The 23,738-nt window shown below is 43.2% G+C and carries 19 protein-coding genes; 5 read left to right on the top strand and 14 right to left on the bottom strand.

Annotation, left to right across the window (positions count from 1 at the left end; all coding sequences use genetic code 11):
• Positions 1–6: 6 nt before the first annotated feature.
• The gene (locus tag AC1RM2_RS05365) at positions 7–927 is read right to left on the bottom strand and encodes a hypothetical protein (RefSeq protein ID WP_492983975.1); all 921 of its coding nucleotides are present in this window, start codon (positions 925–927) and stop codon (positions 7–9) included.
• A 100-nt stretch (positions 928–1,027) separates the two neighbouring features.
• Here AC1RM2_RS05365 and proS point away from each other — a divergent pair, with 100 nt between their 5' ends.
• The 3 genes from proS (at position 1,028) to AC1RM2_RS05350 (ending at position 4,658) form a co-directional block, all read left to right on the top strand.
• Positions 1,028–2,500 carry a proline--tRNA ligase gene (proS, locus tag AC1RM2_RS05360; RefSeq protein WP_492983974.1) on the top strand — a complete coding sequence of 491 codons (1,473 nt, stop codon included), beginning with the start codon at positions 1,028–1,030 and terminating at the stop codon, positions 2,498–2,500.
• Positions 2,501–2,586: 86 nt separating this feature from the next.
• On the top strand, positions 2,587–3,738 hold the full coding sequence (locus AC1RM2_RS05355; protein WP_492983973.1) for a cystathionine gamma-synthase: 1,152 nt from the start codon (positions 2,587–2,589) through the stop codon (positions 3,736–3,738).
• Positions 3,739–3,758: 20 nt separating this feature from the next.
• A complete protein-coding gene (locus tag AC1RM2_RS05350) occupies positions 3,759–4,658 on the top strand; it encodes a TIGR02757 family protein (RefSeq protein WP_492983972.1) in 900 nt (299 codons plus the stop codon).
• 68 nt (positions 4,659–4,726) lie between these two features.
• On the opposite strand, the gene AC1RM2_RS05345 is transcribed toward AC1RM2_RS05350, so the two are convergent.
• Positions 4,727–5,017, bottom strand: a complete 291-nt coding sequence (locus AC1RM2_RS05345; RefSeq protein ID WP_492983971.1) for a hypothetical protein — start codon at positions 5,015–5,017, stop codon at positions 4,727–4,729.
• Positions 5,018–5,486: 469 nt separating this feature from the next.
• Here AC1RM2_RS05345 and AC1RM2_RS05340 point away from each other — a divergent pair, with 469 nt between their 5' ends.
• Complete coding sequence (locus tag AC1RM2_RS05340; RefSeq protein ID WP_492983970.1) at positions 5,487–7,454, top strand: KUP/HAK/KT family potassium transporter; 1,968 nt, start codon at positions 5,487–5,489, stop codon at positions 7,452–7,454.
• Positions 7,455–7,554: 100 nt separating this feature from the next.
• On the opposite strand, the gene AC1RM2_RS05335 is transcribed toward AC1RM2_RS05340, so the two are convergent.
• The 3 genes from AC1RM2_RS05335 to AC1RM2_RS05325 form a co-directional block, all read right to left on the bottom strand.
• Positions 7,555–8,298, bottom strand: a complete 744-nt coding sequence (locus tag AC1RM2_RS05335) for an SH3 domain-containing protein (protein ID WP_492983969.1) — start codon at positions 8,296–8,298, stop codon at positions 7,555–7,557.
• 83 nt (positions 8,299–8,381) lie between these two features.
• Positions 8,382–9,242: a GIY-YIG nuclease family protein gene (locus AC1RM2_RS05330; RefSeq protein WP_492983968.1), complete on the bottom strand. Its 861-nt coding sequence runs from the start codon at positions 9,240–9,242 to the stop codon at positions 8,382–8,384.
• A gap of 52 nt (positions 9,243–9,294) precedes the next feature.
• A complete protein-coding gene (locus AC1RM2_RS05325; RefSeq protein WP_492983967.1) occupies positions 9,295–10,353 on the bottom strand; it encodes a nucleoid-associated protein in 1,059 nt (352 codons plus the stop codon).
• Between the two features lie 157 nt (positions 10,354–10,510).
• On the opposite strand from AC1RM2_RS05325, the gene mnmE reads away from it, so the two are divergent.
• Positions 10,511–11,965 carry a tRNA uridine-5-carboxymethylaminomethyl(34) synthesis GTPase MnmE gene (gene mnmE, locus AC1RM2_RS05320; RefSeq protein WP_492983966.1) on the top strand — a complete coding sequence of 485 codons (1,455 nt, stop codon included), beginning with the start codon at positions 10,511–10,513 and terminating at the stop codon, positions 11,963–11,965.
• Between the two features lie 428 nt (positions 11,966–12,393).
• On the opposite strand, the gene AC1RM2_RS05315 is transcribed toward mnmE, so the two are convergent.
• From AC1RM2_RS05315 to AC1RM2_RS05275, 9 genes are all read right to left on the bottom strand, one after another.
• Entirely contained in the window at positions 12,394–14,118 is a 1,725-nt protein-coding gene (locus tag AC1RM2_RS05315; protein WP_492983965.1) for a tetratricopeptide repeat protein, read from the bottom strand.
• Positions 14,119–14,429: 311 nt separating this feature from the next.
• Entirely contained in the window at positions 14,430–15,251 is an 822-nt protein-coding gene (locus AC1RM2_RS05310; protein ID WP_492983964.1) for a helix-turn-helix domain-containing protein, read from the bottom strand.
• A gap of 276 nt (positions 15,252–15,527) precedes the next feature.
• Positions 15,528–15,986 carry a methyltransferase family protein gene (locus AC1RM2_RS05305; protein WP_492983963.1) on the bottom strand — a complete coding sequence of 153 codons (459 nt, stop codon included), beginning with the start codon at positions 15,984–15,986 and terminating at the stop codon, positions 15,528–15,530.
• Positions 15,987–16,216: 230 nt separating this feature from the next.
• A complete protein-coding gene (locus tag AC1RM2_RS05300; RefSeq protein ID WP_492983962.1) occupies positions 16,217–17,131 on the bottom strand; it encodes an NAD(P)/FAD-dependent oxidoreductase in 915 nt (304 codons plus the stop codon).
• Between the two features lie 115 nt (positions 17,132–17,246).
• The gene (locus tag AC1RM2_RS05295) at positions 17,247–18,221 is read right to left on the bottom strand and encodes an alpha/beta fold hydrolase (RefSeq protein WP_492983961.1); all 975 of its coding nucleotides are present in this window, start codon (positions 18,219–18,221) and stop codon (positions 17,247–17,249) included.
• 51 nt (positions 18,222–18,272) lie between these two features.
• The gene (locus AC1RM2_RS05290) at positions 18,273–18,728 is read right to left on the bottom strand and encodes a methyltransferase family protein (protein ID WP_492983960.1); all 456 of its coding nucleotides are present in this window, start codon (positions 18,726–18,728) and stop codon (positions 18,273–18,275) included.
• A gap of 82 nt (positions 18,729–18,810) precedes the next feature.
• Positions 18,811–19,587 carry an SDR family NAD(P)-dependent oxidoreductase gene (locus AC1RM2_RS05285; protein WP_492983959.1) on the bottom strand — a complete coding sequence of 259 codons (777 nt, stop codon included), beginning with the start codon at positions 19,585–19,587 and terminating at the stop codon, positions 18,811–18,813.
• Positions 19,588–19,609: 22 nt separating this feature from the next.
• Positions 19,610–22,660 carry an efflux RND transporter permease subunit gene (locus AC1RM2_RS05280; protein WP_492983958.1) on the bottom strand — a complete coding sequence of 1,017 codons (3,051 nt, stop codon included), beginning with the start codon at positions 22,658–22,660 and terminating at the stop codon, positions 19,610–19,612.
• Positions 22,661–22,672: 12 nt separating this feature from the next.
• On the bottom strand, positions 22,673–23,722 hold the full coding sequence (locus AC1RM2_RS05275) for an efflux RND transporter periplasmic adaptor subunit (RefSeq protein WP_492983957.1): 1,050 nt from the start codon (positions 23,720–23,722) through the stop codon (positions 22,673–22,675).
• Positions 23,723–23,738 lie beyond the last annotated feature (16 nt).

The following is a 23,738-nucleotide window of genomic DNA, read 5'->3' as shown; positions in this document are numbered from 1 at the left end:
ATAAAATTATGGTCTAACTGGTCTGCCGCCACCACCGCCGCCGCCACTGTTACCGCCGCCACCTGAACTTGAAGATGATGACGATGGAGCAGGCGAAGGTGAGGAACGCTCAACACTTTGGGTTTGCGGCCTGGTATCTTGTTGCCTTACAGGGCGAGAATCACGAGAGTAACTGGTATTGCCGTTGTTTGAATTGCCGCGGGTTATAGTACCATCGGTTGTTCTGTTTGCACGGCCGCCTGGTATATAACCAATTCCGGTACGCGTAGGCGAGCCTGCACCTACCGGGCGGGCAGTACGGGTAAATGAACTTGGCGTGTAACCACGGCCGCTAAACGGACTGCCGGTACCGCGCACAGGGCGCGGCGTACCTGATGAAGCATAACCCCCACGGCCATAACCGCCGCCGTATCCATAACCGCCGCCATAAAGGCCACCGTAGCCATAACCGCCACCGAAACCGCCGTATCCATAACCGTACGGGTAGCCATAGCCTAAACCAAGGCCCCAGCCGCCACCATAGCCATAACCAAGTCCCCAGCCGCCGTACGCGTATGGCGAGTAGCCATAACCATAAGGACCATAATTAAAGCCTAAGCTAAAACCGCCATTGTAATAGGGGTTGCTGTAACCGTAATATAAATTATCATAATAACTAAACGGAGAGTAATAACTAAAACGATTTATACGCGATGCATAATCATCATAATAAAAATAATCGTCGTCATCTTCCTGCTGTACCTGCTGGTTATCAGCATCAGTTTGGTTGTAAACAGGTTGCACGGCATAAATAGGTTCGTCTCCCGCCTTCGCGTTCGAAAAGTATACATCGTCGTTACTGGTAGTGGTTGCGAGTTTTTGGGTGGAGCAGGAACTCAGCGCCAGGGCGCCGATGAGAAAAATTCCTATTGCAATATTCCGTTTCATATGCAGGATTGTAAAAGTTCGGGTTCGAATAAGTTTTAAATTTATAAATTTGGGCGCAATATACAATAATTGCAAAGTCAAAAATTCTATTCCAATCAATATGAGCAAAGGTGTTATCAGTAAAGACGAAGATTATTCGCAATGGTTTAACGACTTAGTAATTAAATCTGACATGGCCGAATATTCGCCGGTTAGGGGCTGCATGATCATTAAACCGTACGGCTATTCTATATGGGAAAAAATACAGGCTGTGCTTGACGGCATGTTTAAAGATACCGGGCACAGCAATGCCTATTTCCCGCTGTTAATACCCAAATCGTTTTTCAGCAAAGAAGCCAGCCACGTTGATGGTTTTGCCAAAGAATGTGCTGTTGTTACCCACTACCGCCTTAAAAACGATGGTAATGGCAATATTATAGTTGATGAGGATGCCAAACTGGAAGAAGAGCTGATCATCCGCCCAACGTCAGAAACCATTATCTGGAATACCTATAAAGGCTGGATCCAATCATACCGCGATTTGCCTATTTTGGTTAACCAATGGGCCAACGTAATGCGTTGGGAAATGCGTACCCGTTTGTTTTTGCGTACCAGCGAGTTTTTATGGCAGGAAGGCCACACCGCCCATGCTACAGCCGAGGAAGCCATAGCCGAAACCGAGCAAATGCTGAACGTATATGCCGATTTCGCCGAAAACTGGATGGCACTACCGGTAGTAAAAGGCCGTAAAACCGCTAACGAGCGTTTTGCAGGCGCCTTGGATACTTATTGTATTGAAGCTTTGATGCAGGATGGTAAGGCTTTGCAGGCAGGTACATCGCACTTTTTGGGGCAAAATTTTGCAAAGGCCTTTGATGTAAAATTCACCAATAAAGAAAATAAGATAGAGCATGTTTGGGCAACCTCATGGGGCGTATCGACGCGCTTGATAGGTGCTTTAATTATGGCCCATAGTGACGATGCCGGCCTTGTATTGCCCCCAAAACTGGCACCTATACAGGTTGTAGTTGTGCCTATTTATAAGCACCAGGCAGAGTTGGACAATATATCAGCTTATGTAGATTCTTTAAAGAAAGAACTGAAGGCCAGAGGTATTTCTGTAAAATTCGATAATCGCGATACCCACCGCCCGGGAGCAAAATTTGCCGAGTACGAGTTGAAGGGCGTTCCTTTGCGCGTAGCCATTGGCAGCCGCGATATGACAAACGGTACCGTTGAACTGGCCCGCCGCGATACCAAAACCAAGAATACCGTTAACCAGGAAGGGTTGGCCCAGCATATTGAAGCTTTATTAGAAGAAATTCAGAACAATATCTATAAAAAAGCTTTTGATTTCCGCGCCGAAAACATGACCGAGGTGGATACCTACGAGGAATTTAAACGCATGTTGGATGAACAACCAGGCTTTATAAGCGCCCACTGGGACGGAACCCCGGAGACCGAACAAAAGATAAAAGAGGAAACTAAAGCGACAATCCGTTGCATACCTTTGGATAATAAGCAGGAAGAAGGGAAATGTATTTTGACAGGTAAACCATCTACACAAAGGGTGTTATTTGCCAGGGCATATTAATTCAGCATATAGTTCATAGATCATGGTTCATAGCCGAATCTGATACTGCCATGAACTATGATCCATGAACCATGAACAAACCAAAAATGAAATTCGCAACTAAAGCAATACACGCAGGGCAGGAGCCCGATCCAACCACCGGTGCTATCATGACGCCGATATACCAGACATCTACCTATTGGCAAAAATCGCCGGGGGATAATAAGGGATATGAATACTCGCGTGGTACCAACCCAACCCGCAAAGCGCTGGAGGGCTGTTTGGCCGCACTGGAAAATGCCGAATTTGGACTGGCTTTTTCAAGCGGAATGGGCGCGACTGATGCCGTAATGAAATTATTACAGCCCGGCGACGAGGTGATTACCGGGAACGACCTGTATGGTGGTTCGTACCGGATTTTTACAAAAATTTATGCTCACTATGGCATTAAGTTTCATTTTTTGGATCTGTCTGATCCCGAAATTGTTGCCGAGTACACCAACTCATACACCAAACTGGTTTGGATAGAAACGCCTACTAATCCAACCATGCAGATTGTTGATATTGAGGCTATAGGCAAAATAACCAAAGATAAAAATTTGCTGTTTGTGGTAGATAACACCTTTGCCTCGCCATACCTGCAAAACCCTATCGACCTTGGGGCCGACCTGGTAATGCACTCCGTAACCAAATACATTGGCGGCCATAGCGATGTGGTAATGGGTGCCCTGATGACGAACGACGAGGACCTGTACAAAAGGCTTTGGTTTATTTACAATGCCTGCGGTGCTACACCCGGCCCAATGGACAGCTTCCTGGTGCTTAGAGGTATTAAAACCTTGCATCTGCGCATGAAAGCCCATTGCGAAAACGGTCGCCAGGTAGCCGAGTTTCTGAAAACACATCCCAAAGTAGAAAAGATTTACTGGCCGGGCTTTACCGACCATCCAAATCACGAAGTTGCCAAAAAGCAGATGCGCGATTTTGGCGGCATGATCTCTATCGTACTGAAAGGTGCCGACCTGCAGGAAACCTTCCGCATTGCTTCATCATTTAAAGTATTTGCCCTCGCCGAATCATTAGGCGGTGTAGAATCCCTGATTAACCACCCTGTAAGCATGACGCACGGATCTATCCCAAAAGCCGAACGCGAGAAAGCCGGTGTGGTAGATAATTTGCTGCGTTTAAGCGTAGGGGTTGAGGATATTGAAGATTTACTGGAAGATATAAAGCAGGCGTTAAGCCCCCTAACCCCCTGAAGGGGGAACGATAGTTCAGTATGTTAGATCAATCAAAGGCATCCCCTTTAGGGGACGGGAGGGGCTTGGAGGCTTTGCAATCCTTTCTCGATTCCAAAGTTGCCCAATACAACCGCCCGGAGTTTATTGAGAACGATCCTATCGTAATCCCGCATATGTTCAGCAAAAAGCAGGACATCGAGATCATGGGCTTTTGGGCGGCTACACTGGCCTGGGGGCAGCGGGTTACCATCATTAAAAAGTGTAAAGAGCTTATTACATTGATGGATGGTGTGCCCTATGATTTCATCATCAACCACGAAGAGCCAGATCTTAAAAAGCTGCTGAGCTTTAAGCACCGCACTTTTAACGATATCGATACGCTGTACTTCATTAGCTTTTTCAGGTATCATTATGAAAATTTTGATTCGCTGGAGGATGCTTTCGTGCCAACTCAAAATAAAGAATTTGTCATCCTGAGCGATAGCGAAGGATCTATCGGTCGGATAACCGTTGTGCAAAGTAATGAACCAGCGGAGAAATATCTTAACCACTTCCGTTCCTATTTCTTTTCCCTGCCAGATTACCCGCATCGCACCAAAAAACACGTATCCTCGCCTTCGCAAAAATCAACCTGTAAACGGTTGAATATGTTTTTACGGTGGATGGTACGGCAGGATAATAACGGTGTAGATTTCGGCATCTGGAACCGCATCAAACCTGCCGACCTGATCTGTCCGCTCGATCTGCACGTAGACAGGGTTTCCCGCAAACTGCTGCTCATCACCAGAAAACAAACCGACTGGCAAACCGCGCTTGAACTAACCGAACGCCTTAAACAATTTGATCCGCTTGACCCGGTAAAATACGATTTCGCCCTGTTTGGGCTGGGCATTGAAGAACGTTGGGGAATAGAGGGCGTACTTCCAAACTTTAGCTAAGTTCTAAGTCTGAAGTCTTAAGCCCTAAGTCCGGATTGTAATTTTGACTTAAGACTTCGGACTTCAGACTAACTTTTCGCCTTTTCAACAACCACTACTGTGGGCTTCGGCTCTTCAATCCGTTCCATACGCACCAGGCGTCCGTCTTTAAAATAATAGTACATGTTTGCTACTACTCTTTGGGCATCAACTTCAACCACACGTTTGTAAACAGATCTTCCCTGTGTTGCCTCAACAAGGCTTAAATTATATTTCTGCGATGCGGTAAATTCTGTTTCGCTCATGCCAATGGTATACCGTTTAACCGCGCAGCTTGCTAAAATAACAGTCAGGAATAAAATGGCGAATGACTTTTTCATAAGGGAAATGTGACAAGTTTTATAATATAATTTGTTTATGGAGGTATGACTTATAAGCACCCGAAAGGTTTACTTATTGATGGCCAAGAGTGCGTTTATTTATTGTCAATAAATGTTTTTTTTCGGACTATGACTATCGTGACAAGGTCTCTTTAGCCTCGTAATGCATAAAAGTGATGCAATATTTACTATTTGCGAACGGCTATCGTTTTGATAAAACCTATCAAAATGATAGGTTTTTCGATATTTATAAATCCCTGTATTTTGTAGTTAATTATCTGTAAAACAGATTTTTAATTATAATAATTGCCCTGTAGGCATGTGTTTTGACTACGAGGTTTCGTTATTAAAAACAGTTTATGGTGATAGTATTTCCTTGTTGCCGCGGCCAACATTCAATGTGGCTGCAAAAAAAATTCCTGGCAACAGTATTGTCACTTTTTCCAACCCCTAATTTTTTATTTATTAAATGAACTCACACGTTAAGCACCTCACATTTGCGGGCATGATTGTTACGCTCGGTATCATTTTTGGCGATATCGGTACCTCCCCGCTATATGTATTTCAAACCCTGCTGGTCGAAGGCGGCAAGGTTAATCCGGCCCTGGTTTTAGGCTCCATCTCCTGCATCTTCTGGACGCTTACCCTGCAAACCACCTTCAAATACATCGTAATAACCCTGCAGGCCGACAACAAAGGCGAGGGTGGTATATTCTCATTGTATGCCCTGGTAAGGCGTTACGGCAAGTGGCTGGCTATACCGGCTATTATAGGCGCAGGTACATTGCTTGCCGATGGTATAATTACCCCACCAATATCAGTTACCTCAGCCATTGAGGGCTTGAACCTGGTGCCTTACTTTTCGAATGTTATCATTCCGGGTAATAACCTTATTTTGATCATTGTAATAGCAATAATTATACTGCTTTTCTTTTTTCAACAGTTTGGCACCAAGGTGGTTGGCTCGGCTTTCGGGCCTATTATGCTGATGTGGTTTTTGATGCTTGGCATTTTAGGTGGTATCCAGGTAATCCATTCCCCCGGCATATTTAGAGCCTTAAACCCTTATTATGGCGCGCGCCTATTAATGGATCATCCAAAAGGTTTCTGGTTGCTGGGCGCGGTATTTTTATGTACAACAGGTGCCGAGGCCTTATATTCAGATTTGGGCCATTGCGGTCGTAAAAACATCCAGGTAAGCTGGATTTTTGTTAAAACTACGTTGGTTATTAACTACCTTGGTCAGGGTGCATGGGTATTGGCGCAGGCCCCAACCAAGAATTTTACAGGTGTAAATCCTTTCTTCGAGATAGTGCCTCACCAATTCCTGATCCCGAGTATTGCATTGGCAACAATGGCTACTATTATTGCCAGCCAGGCTTTAATCAGCGGATCGTTTACCCTGATCAGCGAGGCGGTGAGTATGAACTTTTGGCCGCGCATTACTATCAAATACCCGTCTAACATTCGCGGACAGATTTATATCCCCAGCATCAACTGGATGCTGTGTGTAGGTTGTATCCTGGTATCGTTGTATTTTAAAACATCAAGTGCCATGACCGCCGCTTATGGCTTTAGTATCACCATTGCTATGCTAAGTACTACCATTTTAATGTACTACTTTATGCGCTATGTTAAACACTGGCCGGTGTGGTTGGTCACTATTATTTTGTGCCTGTTTTTAACCGTTGAGTTCTCGTTTTTTGTAGCCAATGCAGTTAAAATAGTTAAAAGGTTATTCTTTGTAGGCTTTGAAGTTGGGTTGATATTTACCATGTACGTTTGGTTCAGGGCGAGGAAGATTAATAACCGTTTCCTGCATTTTGTAGATATTAAAGAAAAATTACCCCTGCTAAATGCACTTAGCGCCGATACTACCGTAAATAAATACGCTACACATTTAATCTATCTAACTAAAGCTAATAACAGCAAGCAGATAGAAGAAAAGATCATTTACTCCATCATGAGCCGCCGCCCTAAACGTGCTGATACCTATTGGTTTGTGCACATTGAGCGTACAGACGAGCCCTACACCATGGAGTATAGTGTTGACCATATTGAACCAGGTAAAGTTATCCGCATCGAATACCGCTTAGGCTTCAGAATACAGCCGCGGGTTAATGTGCTATTCCGCAACGTGGTAGAAGATATGGTGAAACGTAAGGAAATTGATATCGCCAGCAAATACCCATCGCTTAACGAATACCACATCCCGGCCGATTTCAGGTTTGTTATTATGGAAAAATTCCTGAGCTATAACAACTTATTCAGCGTGAGCGAAGGATTCATATTGAACAGCTACTTCGCCATAAAAAAACTGGCCCAGTCAGAAGCCAAAGCTTTTGGTTTGGATACCAGCGAAACCCGCATTGAGAAAATACCGCTGGTGGTAAAGCCGGTGAGTAATTTACATTTGAAAAGGGTGGAGCCTGTATAGTCATTAGTCATTTGCTTCGCGTCATTGGTCATTGGTTTTGAGCAAGTGTGTTAGAACTTACGAAGTTTTTGAAACTTCGTAAGTTTTTGCATAAAATAACCTAATCGATACTGTAAACATACCTGCAAACCAACTTGCCATTGTTAATTATCCACACAACATCGTAAGCACCGGCACCATCGCTATTGCCTGGCATGTACAGGTAGATATTGCCTTTTTTATCGGAGTAAATATTGAGCTTTTTTATGTTTGACTGATAGATATCTGTAAACGAAGCTTTTGGTATCGCAATAACTTTGTTGTTTATATTTAAGCTAAAAGCGCTAATTTCAACAGCCGGCAAACCTCCGTCAACACCAATCGGGAGCCTATCGTCAATTTTATCGATAATGGTACTGCCTTTAGCATAATGGATGTAATGACTTTTGTTGTTAAACTGCCGCGTTTTGATAGTTAGCACCACCGAATCTACCTTAAGGATAGCCTGTCTTGCCGATAATATACGGTTTAGCTTTGTGAGTTTCTTGTGCGGTAGGTTTTCGAGTGGCATCAGCCTGCTTTGGCTGATAAAGCCCGAAATGTATTTGGGATATTTTTTAATATAGACCTGGTTGTAAAACTTGAGGCTATTATTATCAAAACTTACGTCAATCCAATCTTCCTTGTCGTTTTCGGTATAAAACAAAAATACCTGACCAGTATAAAGCTTGTCCACAATCTCGGCACCGGGCGAGCGCCCCTTTCGCACGTTAACAAACCCATCCGGATCATTAATGATAGCCAGCTGCGATTTTGCCGTAAAAGCAAAAAGCATCAGGATGATTGCAGTTAGGTAAGATTTCATGACGATAAATGTACAGGCTAAATGACGGATAATAAATATGGTTGATTTTGAGGCTTATTTTCAAAAATAGAATGCTACATTGTTTATATCTGCCCCTCTATTTTTTTTAAAGTAACACCCGCTTCTGTTGTCCACTCTCCAGGACCAGTAGCCGATCTGCCCAAAACCATAGATGCTGCCCGCGATGAAGAATTAAAAGTGTATGTTTTTTTTAGAATCAAAATATCTTCATTGTCAACTAAGATTCCATCAATAATCATCTTCGCTTTTTCATTTCTTATACTTTCTGGCAAAGACGGCTGATGCTCTCTTATAAATAAACTTTCTTCAAAAACGATAAAGCCTTCGGTTGAAGGACTTCCTTGAGCATATGCGCCAGCATTGTTTTTGCAAATAAACTTTATGTCTTTATTCTCATTCTTCTCTAATGTTTCGCCGATGTTTTCAAATATTTTATGACCTAATGTCGATGTCAATAATTTGATGTTAGAAAGAAATTCTTCTAATTCGGCTTGCTCTGCTTCTGAGACGCCAGACATAGTTGGGATATTGCTATTAAAAATATAATATCTGTTTGCGTTATCTCCGATATTATGAAGCCTGTTTTCTAAATATTTGATGCTGGCCTTATTTAAATATTTATCCTTACTGACGAAAATTACCACCTCATTCCAAAAATCCTTTTTATTTAAATGATCTTTTATTCTGTCTATAACTGGTTCTCCTTCGCCAATATAAGCGGCTTCCTCATTCTTTTCATTTTTCCCAAATAAAATATAAATCCCGGGGCTTTTAAATTCTTCCCTCGTCAGATATTCTTTAACTTTTATTCGAGGAATTTTAAAAGCTTTGCCAGTCCAATTTGATAATTCAGCTGAGATAAGGCCGTTGGTGGTTCCATCAATCAAAAAGAGTCTTATGGTTTTACCGAATGAAATTGCCATTATATTGATTTATATACCTAAATTAGAAATAATATGAGAGATAGATCGGGCTTTACGCTTCTTCCTTAAAATAAACCTTATAAAAGTTCATCGCTTTATCATCGTCAAAACCTTTTTCGATGAGTTGTTTATCCCCATGGATATAGATGTGAAAGTTTTTGTCCAGCTTTAAAACGCTTTTGTAGTCGCGGGCTTGTTTTTTTACGGCATTACCGGATATTTCAAAGCTGTTGCCTATCGGGCTGTCAAACTCCTGTTCGTACTGGTTTTTGAAGGTTTTGAACGATTCTATGGCTTCCGGGTTGCCTATCACCTCGTTACCAAATTCGTCCATATCAAAGGTTTCTTTTTCTTTAAAATATTTCATCGACCGGTTGAGCAGGTCAATCTTATCAGCCTTGCTCATTTCAAACTGATCATCGAGCTTTTGGGTAACAAAGTTTTTGTAAATTCCCAGGGTATTGTTGGTTTGGTTAAAGCTATCGTTGCGGATCTTGAGCTGTAAAAAATCGTCTTTCCAGTACACAGCTGCATCCTGGCCGCCGTTGGTTTTATCAACCACCACTACTTTATAACCGTTTTCTTTCTCGATGTTGAAGATGAGCACGCCTTTATCCAGCTTGTTAATGTTAATGGCGTCCTGCTCATAATCAACCTGGAAACCACCTTTATCCGGGTAAACCTTCAGGTAAGTTTCTTTGTTTTCTGATTTAAAAATGCCAATGGTATCCAGTGGGTTACCTTCAATTTGTACGTTGTTAAAGTAAACTACGTATAACTCGCCGCCTTTAATATTGGGGTGGGTGGTAACCTTAAAAAGGTGTTTGGTAATTTTTTCTGATGCTTCATGAAATTTTTCCTGATCCTCAAACACCTGGGTGGCAAAGTTATGCAGCTCGTTAAGCGCCAGGTCGCCGCTGCTATGTGTCAGGTGATAAACTTCGTTAACCTTTTCAAACGGCTTTAAAAAATACTGCATCAGCAGGTTAGGAATAATCTCATCCTTCAATTTCAGCGGACTATCCGACAAGGCGTACAACTCATCCTGCAAAGGATTACCAACATGATGCACCGAAATAGTATCGAGCGAAGCTTCAAAAAAAGTTACCATAATGGGGGCAAAGGTAGTTTTTTTAGTCCATAGACCATGGACGATGGTCCATAGTTAGGTTACAAAAGGATGATAGGAAGATTGATCTTAAATTGCGACTTTTGTGCTTTGGTCCTTTTGCTATGGGCTATCGACCATCGACTATTGACCACCGACTATGAACACTCACCACTCACCACTCACCACTCACCACGAAGATACCATCGTTGCCCTTGCCACCCCAAACGGGATTGGTGCTATTGCGGTTATCCGCCTTTCGGGGCCGGATGCCATAGCTATTGCCAACAGTGTATGGAAGGGTAAGGATTTAACCAAACAGGCATCGCACACCATCCACTTCGGCCATATTATTGATGGCGATTTGGTGTTGGACGAAGTTCTGGCATCGTTGTTTGTTGCCCCGCGGTCATACACGCGCGAAAATGTTGTCGAGATAAGTTGCCATGCCTCGGGCTATATCATTGAATCTATCATAAAGCTATTCATCAAAAAGGGAGCACGTTCAGCTAAACCGGGCGAGTTTACCCTCAGGGCTTTCCTGAACGGGCAGCTTGACCTTTCGCAGGCCGAAGCCGTTGCCGATTTGATAGCCTCCAATTCCAAAGCATCGCAGCAGGTAGCTTTACAGCAATTGCGTGGTGGCTTTAGTACCCAACTGCAGGCCCTGCGCGAGCAACTGGTAAATTTTGCATCGCTGATTGAACTTGAACTTGATTTTGCCGAAGAGGATGTTGAGTTTGCCAACCGCGACCAGCTGAAAAAGCTCATACATGAGATAACCAAAATAGTAGGCAGGTTAATCCAGTCATTCGAGCTGGGCAATGCCATCAAAAATGGCGTGAATACAGTTATAGCCGGCCGACCCAACGCCGGTAAGTCGACCTTGTTGAATGCGCTCCTGAACGAGGAAAGGGCTATTGTAAGCCATATTCCTGGTACTACACGTGATACCATTGAAGAGGTACTGAATATCCAGGGCATCAATTTCCGGTTGATAGATACCGCTGGCATCCGCGAGGCCACTGATGCTATTGAGCAGATCGGGGTACAGCGTACAATGGAAAAAATAAGCCAGTCGGCATTGTTGGTTTACGTGTTTGATGCTGCAGAAATTACTCTTGACGAATTGAAAAGTGACCTGGAAAGCTTACAAAGGCCAGGTTTAACTATGCTGATGGTGGCCAATAAAATGGATTTGTTGGAGTCAGAAAGTCGGCAAGTCGGCAAGTCGGAAAGTTTCGGATCTGGCAAGCTACAAAGCATCGATAATTTCTTCCAGACTTCCGGACTTCCGGACTTCCGGACAATTGCCATATCCGCCAAAGAAAAACAGCACATTGACGAACTGAAACAACGTATCTATTCTTCGTCCATTAAAGACCAGCTGAGCGGCGATGAAACCATGGTAACCAACATCCGCCACCTGGAGGCTCTTCAAAAAACTGAAGAAGCACTCATTCGTGTACTGGGCGGGATAGATGGCAGCATTACTTCCGATTTTTTGTCGATGGATATTAAGCAGGCCCTGCACTATTTGGGCGAGATAACCGGTGTGGTTACTACGGATGATTTGCTGGAGAATATATTTAGCAAGTTCTGTATCGGCAAGTAGTCGATATAACTAATTTATTATCAAGTAGTTATAAAATAAAAACAGAAGGTAAAAATCCCCATTTTTATTTCTTAAATTCCATGTTATCAGGTAGTTACATGGATATTCCGGAGTCGTTGATCAATGTGTTCCGGTGATGATAGCATGGCATTCCGTTACACTTTGACCATGCTATCATCCAGAATTACATTCTTGAAATTTTATATTCATCAACACAATCCATTGGTCTAATGAGCACGGAACAGCATGGTCAAGCATGCCGGAATATCCAACCTTACAGCGGATTCATACTTAATACCGCCTCATGGAGTTTTCCTCGAATACCTAGACTACGAATCTAATAAAAAGATGTGTCCACACCATAGCCATTGGAGATGGCTGCGGTTGCAATGTAAAGCGACGGGAAGGGGTTATACCGGGTGCACCAGTTAGTAAACAGAGTTAACCGGTTTGCTATCCGCGGCCGCAAATGCTGTTTCATAGCGCAATTTATAACCAGCTGCTTCACTTAGTTTGTTTTGGGCTTTCATGCAGTTATACATGCCCAGCAATGACCACCCGTTACCGGGGTTGGCTACAAGGTCATCATGGTAAACTTTCGCAGCCTCGGTAGCTTTATTTGTTTTTAAGAGATAATAGCCGAGGTATTGCCTGGCAGGTATTAACCACTCATGGGGTTCACTGTAAATCAGTTCATCTTCCTCGTCGACGGCTTTTTTAAAGGCATCAATTGCTTTGTCCGTCTTGCCTTCAGCATACAGCATCTCGCCCGATAAAATATCGGCCGCAATTTGCGCTGTCTGTTGGGGTTTGTTAAAAGGCATAAGGCGAATGGCAAGCAAACTATCAGTTAAATTACTTCTGAGCTCATTAAGGCATTGTTTGGCGCGTGTTATATTGTTATTGCGGACGTGGGCCAGCCCCTTTGCAAAATCATCAAGCACCACTGCATATTTCCACCTCGCATCCGGACGGGGTTCTTTTAATATTTCCTGCCATTTCCCTAACCGGGCATAGGCCATCTCCGGTATCATATAAACAAACTGCGCATAAGGGTTTTTTTCGATAGACGGTGATATTGCCATCAGCTTTTCCCTGACCCGGCGGTAAATCGGCATCCCTTTAGTAAACATCCCCGCACTCATGGCACAGTATGACTGAACTGCATAAATATGGATGAAATTATTTTTACTTAAATGCAATACTGGTACAGTTGAATCCACATTGTTAAATGCAGTAATTGCATCGTCGTTCACCGATACGCCTTTAACAAACAAGCCATTGCGCTGGTAGGAATGTGTGGCCATATGCACCATATGGGACACGCCCGGCATTTCATTTTTTAACACTTCTGCATAACGCAACGCACGTTCAGGGTGCCGGGATGCTTCTGTAAGGTGTATATAATAATGAAGCCCGCCCGGATTTAAGGGATCACTTTTCAGGATATTTTCGCATAATTCCACCAGTCCGGGTGTCCAGGGTTTTGGCGTACCATCCGGGCTCCAGAAATCCCATTTATGGCATAGCATCATCGCGTCAATGTATAATGCTTTGATATCGTTATCCGTTGGATATTTAACTGTCAGATTGTACATTGCATCAGCATAGCGCTCATCCAACTCCTTCCGGTCGGAGTTGGTTGTATCCGAAGAATATCTCTGCAACATTGCATTGATCAGGTCATTTTCTTTTGCAACGGCACCCGTATTTATCCTTTGCAAGGACATTAAAACTTCAGGCACCCGCGGACTCATTTTATAGTAATAATTATTATAATATGGCCCCAGTGCAAGTGCTTGTCCCCAGTAAGCCATTACGCAGTTTTCATCAAAGCGGGCAGCCTCCTTGAATGATGCCAGCGCTTCGGTGAAGTGAAAGCTGTTATAAAAAGTAAGCCCCTGGTCAAAATAAATTTGCGTACTGTCCGACTTGGTATTGATGCGATAATGATGATGGCCAAGGCCTGCAAGAACGGGAATAAATTTACCATTTTTATCGGCGCTTGATTCAGATGCGTATACGCCGCACATACTTACATTGTGCCCGTATTCGTAGTCTGGGCCATTCAACCATAGCTGGATTTTCTTTGCCCCGGTAAAGAGAAAAATCGCAGACATCAGAAAAAGGGCAAGTACAATTTTTCTTTTCATGATAAACTAATATTAAATGTATAAACTATAATAATTTATTATCTACTGTTGTTTTCTGAAATGTATCTACTTTGATAAGTCCCTGTTCTGTCAATTCAAGTCCCCTTGTTTAATTAGTTCTCGTCTTGATATTTTTTTCGCTTCAGTCATTTGTTTTTTAGATGTGTGTCGTTTCTTAAAGTTGCATATAATGGTCACAGCTTTGCCTTCGACAGGGCATCCGGAAAACGTCCAGCCCGGAAAATAATGTTTTAAATTTTGAAACAAAGGTAATCTGCCAGTCAGCGAAAGTATAGTAAAAATCGGAAGTGCTAATCCTTGTAGAATATGTGTCCGAATTCGTTGTCGGTTTTGATGAACGCTGATGGTGAAAGTCCTGTAAATCGCTTGAAGTCCTTGATAAAGTGAGTTTGGTCGTAGAAGTAATGGTAAATATCCTTTTTAAAAAAATCAGCAGTCGGGTTTTTTGCACTTGCTGCATAAAACTGCATGAAGCGGGTAACAGATAATAGGTTCTTAGGACTTAACCCAACTTTTTCAATAAACTTTTCATAAAGCCATCGGCTGCTGTAACCTGTTTTCTTTGCTAACTCGGTAACCGTTACTAACCCTTTTGAACTTTCTATTTGTCTCAGGCAATAGTCAAGAATTAAATCAGGTTCTGATTGCGAAAGTAAGTTGAGCAGGTAGGATTGAATGATTTGTATTTTTTCACTTACAGGTACTGCATTGGCAATGCGTTCATTTATAACCTGCGCCGATTTTCCGAACACATCGGTCAGGGGAAATATTTTGTTCTTGAGTTCCGACTGTCGCAGTTGAAAAAAGCGATATGCTCCAATTTGTGAAAACTCAATGCCGATATTTCCGTGTGGTGCATCATCTTCCACATCAACAATGGCGGGGCTGTCCGCAATACCGATTAAAGTGATGGATGCTTCCTTTGAAAGATGATACCAGTCTTTATATTTACCCGAAAGTCCGTTGCGAAAAGGAATAACAAGTTTTGCCATGCCATTCGGAACAATCAACTTCATGTCGTCATCAGGCAATCGTTTGTCGTTCTCAAACACCCACATTTTGCTGATGTAAGGTCTAAGTTCAGGTCTGGGTTGCATGAGTTCAAGTTTCATTTTGTCGTCTTAAAATTTTCAGTCAGCGTGTTGTCGCACTGACGGTTGAACTGTGCGTCAAACTTGCCGCTAACGGCTACGGCTTGGTGATGTGGCGGCATTTGAAAATCGTCAGCCTGGAACCGCAGCTAAATTTACAATTTAAAGTGCATTGTTTATTCTATTGCCTGGTGCTATTCTTTGCCTGGAGTTAAAGCTGATTAGCGAACACAAAGTTGAGCGTATATTCGTCGCCCCGCCATATTGCCAATGCAAGGTTAGCAACAGACATTCTTGCTACAATAACCACCTCGGAGTTTTCTTTTTATATTCTAAGTATGGCTCTCCAAACCATTCTGCCATCCATTTCTCTTCTCGAAGTACAAATTGTGTGTGAAGTATCAAAAAGATGATTGGGATTACAATGAGAGGTGAAAATGTTCCTAAAAGCATTGAAGTGCCAATAAGCATAGTGATAAGACCCAAGTACATCGGGTTTCTTGTGTACTTGAATGGACCTTTTGTTACAATTAGGGTTGCCTGGGTGCCTGGGCGGGGATTTGTGCCTAATTTTCGAAAGAACATGCCACTTCTAACACTAAGAGAAAATCCAAGAACAATTATTATAATTCCAATGTATCTCCATGGATAATGTAACCAGTGTCCGATTGGAACAAATGAACTGAGTAGTATCATCACAATTAATCCTATAAGAAAATAAATTGGAGGAGGAATACGAGATATTGAAGTGCTCATGATGATTTGAATTACAAATTACTTGCTGCTAACGGTTAACGACTTGGCGTTGTGGCGATATTCCGTCTACTCACGGCTGAAGCCGAATGACAAACTAATGTACAAGTATTATTCTACTGCTCAATAGCGTTCGGTTAAGCTGGATATGCAGCACAATATCGAACTATTGCTGATGCTGCGTTGTATCAGCAGCCACAACGCCAAACCGCATATTAAATGCCCTTTTATTGTCATTTTAAAAAATCTACTTCTGTCATAGCGTTATTTAAAAATACTCCTGTATTATTCCCTGTTGATATCGCATATGATACAGCACGTAGCGGATTGGTATTGTCTCCACAAGCGAAAATATTATCTACTGTTGTTTTCTGAAAGGCATCTACTTTGATAAGCCCTTGTTCTGTCAGTTCACAGCCCAATGCTTCGGGGATTTTACAATGTTGTTCAAAAGGAGGTCTTGAATAGATAACTTTCAATTGAAAAGTCGAATCGTCTGAAAAAATTATTTCTTCAATTACTCCGTCTTTGTGTTTCAATGAGGTAATTTCCCGTTCAACTATTGAAATATGGTGTCTTTTGATTTCATCGGTTTGCTCTTGTGTCAATTCCGATTTCCCATTGGTAAATATGGTTAAATCCTTTGTCCAGTTACGAATGAGCCGCGCCAAATGAAATGCAGCATATCCGTTTGCAAAAATCCCTGTTTTTTGATTCTTTACTTCATATCCGTGGCAATAGGGACAATGAAGTACCGTAATTCCCCAACATTCAGAAAATCCCTTAATATTTAGCATGGTATCTTTTAGTCCTGTTGCAAAAACTAATTTTTTAGCTGAAAATATTTTTCCTGATTGAGTTGAAATATCAAAACCTTTATCAGTTTTCGTTCCATTAACGGCAAGGTCAGTTAAGAATTTTACCGTGTCGTATTTCAACACCTGTCCTTTTGCTTTTTCTGCAATAACGCCTGGTTTTTCACCGTCCTGCGTAATAAAGTTGTGTGAATGAGGTGTTTGCCGGTTACAGGGCAAGCCGCTGTCAATGATTAAAACATTTCTTAATGCCCGTCCCAAAGCCATTGCTGCCGAAAGTCCTGCATAGCTTCCGCCAATGATGATTACGTCAAAATTTTTATTATCTGTCATTTCTTTAAAATTTAAAAATGCTGTTAATGGAAAGGTAAAGCTAAAACTGATAAAACAAGTTCCCCTTGTTCAATTAGTTCCCGTCTTGATATTTTTTTCGCTTCAGCCATTTGTTTTATAGATGCGTGCCGTTTCTTAAAGTTGCAAGGCTCCATGCCGCGATCCGCTCGGCGATCGCCACGGGTGCCTCGATGTGAAGGAAGTGGCCGACGTCCGGGACGACCTCTATCGCATGCTGGGCGGCGAACCGATGTCGGTCGTCAACCTGCGCGGGGAGGATGCAGCCGTCGTTGGCACCGTAAAGCTGCAACAGGGGCACCTTGATCGGCTTAGACATGCGGCGAATCGCCCCAAACATACCGGGTCGTAACATCGCACGGTAGTACTTTAGAGGCGCAGGCATGCTCGCCCGCAGGTGCTCATGTAGCTCCGCCTTGAGCGCAGGATCGAGCGAGAAGCCGGGCGACCACTGACGCCAGAGGTGGTCGATGAGGGCGAGATCGCGGGCGGTGGCTATCCAGCCGCTCCCAGGCAATTGAAAAAGCCCCATGTACCAGCTCAGGCGTAGCTGAGCCAGGTGCGTTAGCCGGCCCATGAACGTGAGTGGATGAGGGATTGCGAGCGCGACCGCGCGTACAATCTTCTCCGGTGCTGTGACGCAGGCATCGTAGGTGATCAGGGCACCCCAGTCGTGGCCAATCAACTCCACGGGCCGTCCCTGAGACCAGCGGTCGATTAGGGCGAGCACGTCGCTGGTAAGGGATACAAAGTCGAACGGCCCGGCGGTCGGGGACGGCGAGTAACCGCGAAGCCAGGGTGCGACGACGTGACGTCCGCGGCGGCCGAGCTCGGCCAGGAAGAGCCTCGCGGTCGGCGGATGGTCTGGGAAGCCGTGCAAGAAGACAGTTGGTTGACCATTGGGATCACCACCCTGCAGCGCGTGAAAGGTGCCGTGTGGCAGGTCGAAGGTGACGTGTTCGAACCCCATGTGTGTCATGTCTTCTCCGGGAGTCGTTGGATGAGAGACGGTGTCTTTGGTTTTTGGCTCACCTTGTTCTGATTCGTCACGAATTTTCTCAATTGTATTCATATTTAAGATGATTTATTTTGCTGTTTTTACGCTTGACATTTTTTCGTTTTACTATAGCCATCTTGGTGTTTTCTTTTTATATTCCAAGTATGGCTCACCAAACCATTCTGCCATCCATTTCTCTTCCCGAAGTACAAACTGCGTGTGGAGTATCAAAAAGATGATCGGGATTACGATGAGCGGTGAAAATGTTCCTAAAAGTACTGAAGTGCCGGTAAGTATAGTGATAAGACCCAGGTACATCGGGTTTCTTGTATACTTGAATGGCCCTTTTGTTACAATTAAAGTTGCCTGGGTACCCGGGCGAGGGTTAGTGCCTAATTTTCGAAAGAACAGGCCGCTTCCAAGACTAAGAGAAAATCCAAGAACAATGATTATAATTCCAATATATCTCCAGGGAAAATGTAACCAATGTCCGATTGGAACAAATGAACTGAGTAGTATCATCGCAATTAATCCTATAAGGAAATAAATTGGAGGAGGAATACGAGGTATTGAAGCGTTCATGATGATTTGATTTACAAATTGCTTGCTGCTGGTAATTCATTTTATGCCATTCACGTTTTTTAAAACGGAATTTTCAAACACGTCATTTAGCACTTGCGAGCTTCATCTTAATTTTCATCATTACAGCGTCCGGCAGTATTCCTGCTAAAATGGAATTAAACCGGTTTTGAAAGCCTACAATTTTCTTTCCTTTTCCATGTAGCAAGAGTTTTACGCCTTCAGTAGCCACTGTTTTTACGGAAGTGGGCTTGTTGGATTTCAACAGGTTGGTTTCCCGCATTTCCGGCGAAATAAATGCTGTTTCTGTAACCCCAGGGGCAAGCGTGGTAACCACTACGCCGGTTCCTTCCAGCTCAGCAGCGATGGTTTGCGAAAAGGCTAAGACAAAAGACTTGGTGGCTGAATACACCGACTGGTAAGGGAAAGGCAAATAGGCAATCACTGAAGCCACGTTCATGATTCGGCCCGACTTTCTCGCCGCCATATCTTTGGCAAACAATTTGGTAAGGATAACCAGGCTGCTGACGTTGAGATCGATCATACTCAACTCCCTTTCCAGCGAGGTTTCCAGAAAACTTCCATAGTCACCAAATCCTGCGTTGTTAACCAAATGAGATACCTGATAGCCGGCGTCCTTGATCTCATCAAATAACTGAGCCGCCTGCGCTGTTTTGCCTAAGTCTTTGGGTATGCAGTGCACGGTAATGCCATATTTGGAAGATAATTCCTGCTGCATAGCTGCCAGTTTATCCTCACTGCGGGCAGTAAGGATCAGGTTGTATTTTAGAGCCGCAAGCTGTTGGGCCATTTCATAACCGATTCCGGATGATGCTCCGGTTATTAAGATGTATTGTTTCATTTTGTTTTGATTTTATGAATGTTTAAATACTTTCGATAGAAGGTGGTATTAGCTTATACATTACCGGCGTTACAATTCTTGAAAGAATGGTTGAACTGATCAATCCGCCGATCAACACGATCGCTAACGGAGCGATAAGCGGGTTGGGATTCGAGGCAAGAGGAATTAATCCGCAAATAGCTGTTATGGACGTTAGCACAACCGGTAAAAAACGGGTTTCTCCTGCCTTGTTAATGGCATCGTCTATGCTATATCCTTCAACCCGCAACTGGTTGGTAAAATCAACGAGTAACAGCGAGTTCTTGACCTGTATGCCGGACAAACCAATGAAACCGATAATAGAAACTATTGACATCGGATGGCCGGTGATCAATAGCATTACCACGCCTCCGAGAATACCTAATGGAATAATAGACAGTACAATGATGATACCTTTAAACGTTTTAAATTGCAGTAACAGAACGCCAATAAAAAGGAATGTACTTAACAGGATAACTGACAGAAAATTTCCACCCAGTGTATCACCTTCCGATTCTGCTTCACCGGATAGCTTGTAATAGTAACCGGGCGGCATTTTAAGTTTGTCCAGTCGCGGAACGATATCCTTTAGTACATCGTTTGCCAATACACCTTCCCGGGTTAGAGAGGTAACCTTTGCGAAACGCGATTTATTAAAATGATTGATTGCCGTAGGTGATGTTTCAAAAGAAATGGTCGCAATCTGATTAACCAATACAGGAACCCCTTGCATGTTGTTTACGTACAGATTTTTGAATGCATCTAAGTTTGAAAATTTGTCTTTGGGAAGTGTCAGGACAACATTGCGGGTATCGCCTCTGTCATCTATATAATCACCGACAGTCAATCCTGCTACCGCCATTCGAATTACCTTATCAACATCGCTTGTAAACACACCCAGTGTGCGGGCTTTTTCTTTGTTTATTGCTATTTTAACGTCAGACTTGTAGGTGTTTAATTCGTTATTGATGTACACAGTACCTGGGTTGTTGCGTAAAATATCCTCCACTTTAAAGGAAAGCTTGCGCAGCGTGTACGGGTCTTCACCAAAAACCCTTACCACTATGTTGGCTTCTATCGGCGGGCCCTGTTCAAAATCTTTTACTTCAATTTTGGCATATGGAAAATCTTTAAACTTTGCCCTTAGTTGCTTAACTAACGCTACTTTAGAGTCAGGGCTTGCCTCATCATCCATCTGTACAAAAATCTGGGCGAAGTCGGGCTTTATGTCCTGCTGATGTAAATTATAATATATCTGCGGATTGCCCTTGCCTACATTGCTTGTGTAATACACGATCTCTTTATGTTGCTTCAATTCATCTTCTACAAGTTTAGTCACCCGGTCACTTTCAGGAATATCAGCCTGCAGCGGCATTTTGATATTGATCAGGAACATCGGTTTTTCAGAGGTTGGGAAAAGCTTAAATCCCGTTTTTGTAAATAAGAAAAAGGCGAAGGCGCTGAGTATGATAGATATGCCAATGGTTGTCTTGGGATATTTTAAAGCCCGTGGCATAATACCGCGATAACTGTAGGTGAGAAATTTTTGCAGTTGCTTCAGGAAAAAATTACCTTCTCCGTCTGTGTGTGGTTTCAATAACCGGCTTCCCATGAAAGGAACAAGCGTTAAAGCGACGATCATCGATGCCAGCACACTGGTGATGACAGCCATAGGCAGGCTGCGCATAAATTCACCGGCTGCATCCGGCAGGAAGGCAAGCGGCAAGAACGCAAATACCAAAGTGGCTGTACATCCTACAACTGCTACACCTATTTGTTTAGTGCCTTTCAGGATGGCATCCATTCGTGAATGTCCTTCTCTGAGCCATCTTTCTATATTTTCAACAACTACGATACTGTCATCTACCAACAGTCCCAAAGCCACCACGAGCCCGACAATACTAAGCTGGTTTAATGAATACCCGAATAAATTCAGTGCGATAAGTCCTATTGCTAACGAAAGCGGAATAGAAATCATTACGATGAGTGATGCTCTGAATCCCAAAGGCAATAAGGTAATGGCTACTAAAAGAATTGCTAAACCGAAATCAAATCCGAGATGCCCCAAACGTTGTGAGACCATAGTAGCCTGGTCGAACGTTTTTACAAGGCGGATATTAGCAGGCAGCCCTTTGGAAAATTCATCCAGTATCGGGGAAAATTCCCCCTGCACCCGCGCTATATTAACACCATCTTTCATTGCTGCCGTAACCAGTACACAACGATGCCCGCTTACACGTGTAATGTGGCTGACCATTTCGTTTCTATAACTTACTTCGGCCACATCTTTCAAATAAATAATTTTTCCGTTGGCATTGTAGATGACGGTATTGGCAACATCCTCAACATTCTTCAGCTTGCCGCTGGTTTTTACATTAAAAACCTTGCTGTCCAGGTTGATACTTCCACCAGGAATGTCTGCCGCTTCGCTTTGTAAACTGCCTATAACTACGTTGAGCGGAATTTTCAGCTGCGCCAGTTTATCCAGTTGCATATCAACACGGATTTCCTGTTCCGGCATTCCGGAATATTTGACTTCTTTAAGGTCCGTTATTTTCTCCAGGCGTGTTTTCAGTATGTCGGCTTCATCTCTCAGCAATTTATCGGAGGCATTATCCGAAACCAATGCAACCTGCAAGATTTTTACATCGGAAGAAGAAATTTTCTCTGTTTTGATCAGATAGATATCCTTGGGAAGCTCGCTGTTTTTTAACGCGTTCATTTCCGTAGAAATCTCCTGGTATTTATTGTCTATATTAACGCCATATTTGAATTTCACCTGGATTGCCGCCACACCGTCTTCAATTGTGGTCAGCAGTTTATCAATGTTTTCCAACCCATAAATTTTATTTTCAATGGGCTTTACGACTTGCTCCTCCATGTCTTTAGGACTTGTGCCGGGGTATATGACAGTGATGAGATATTCCGGTGGATGGATAGTCGGGTCTTCCGAACGGGGCATAGTGAACAAGGTCAGTACCCCAACTACCGCAAACAACAGGAATATAATGAGGGTGAACTGATAATTCTTAACGGCAAAGTTTGTAATTTTCATAGCTGTTATTTTTTACCTGATAATTTTTACTGTAGATTTTTCGTTGAGATAGGCACTATTGGATATCACGATTTCTTTTACACCCTCAAGCCCTGCTCTTAGATACACCTGCTGGTTGTCGAACTTTGAAATCGTTACCGGAATTTTCCTGACCTTACCAGGTCCGTCAGGTGTAAATACAAATGCCTTATCACCATCCGCTTCTACTAACGAACTATACGGGATGACCTTGACATTTTCGTCCTGATTTGTGGAAATTTCCGCTTTGCCAAACATACCCACCGCCGGTTTTATGCCGTTTAATTTCAATTTCAGTTCTACCTGAAAGGAGCCAAGTGCAGGATCCGCGGCCTGTGACTTACGGAACACGAAGGCGTCAAATTTTTTATCAGTATATCCGTCCAGCGTCACGGTTGCCGTTTGTCCCGGATTAATCGCCGCCCACTCCCGGTCAGTTACGCCGACTTTAAGCAGGTAGTTGTTATTTTGCTGGGTTTCGTTAATGGCAAGCACCGGCGTACCTGGCCCGACTACTTCCCCTTCACTGGCCATTTTCTGACTTACGAAACCATCAGATGCCGCATATATTTTTGAGTAGCGGTCATTAAAGGCAACGGCTTCTTTTGCCTTATGTGCAATATCTAAGGCGGTCCTGGTATTTTGCAACTGCTCTAAGGTATAAACACTGTCTTTGTAAAGATTAACCGCCCGTTCATAATCACGCTGCGCCTTGCCGGCACTTAAACTGGCCTGCATTAGTCCGGCAGCAATTTCTGTTGAATTGAGTGTGGCGAGCAACTGGCCTTTCCGGAAGAACTGACCTTCTTCTACAAAAACACGGCTGATTACGCCGCCTATTTTGAAAGAATATTTGGCTTCATTTTCCGTGCTTACGAGACCTGTAGCACTTATTTTTTGGGGTAATCCTAACGCGGACACAGCAGCAATCTTTACAGTGACAACGTCTGCTTCTCCCAATGAATTTTTTGTTTTTTCTTTATCCTTGCAGGAAAATAAAACCAATATTATTGCAGCAAGGCTGAGTGATTGTATTTTTTTCATAACAGTTTGATTTTTT

The sequence above is a fragment of the Mucilaginibacter sp. GW822-FHT03E02 genome (assembly GCF_058801545.1).
This window is presented reverse-complemented; position numbering and strand designations above follow the sequence as displayed.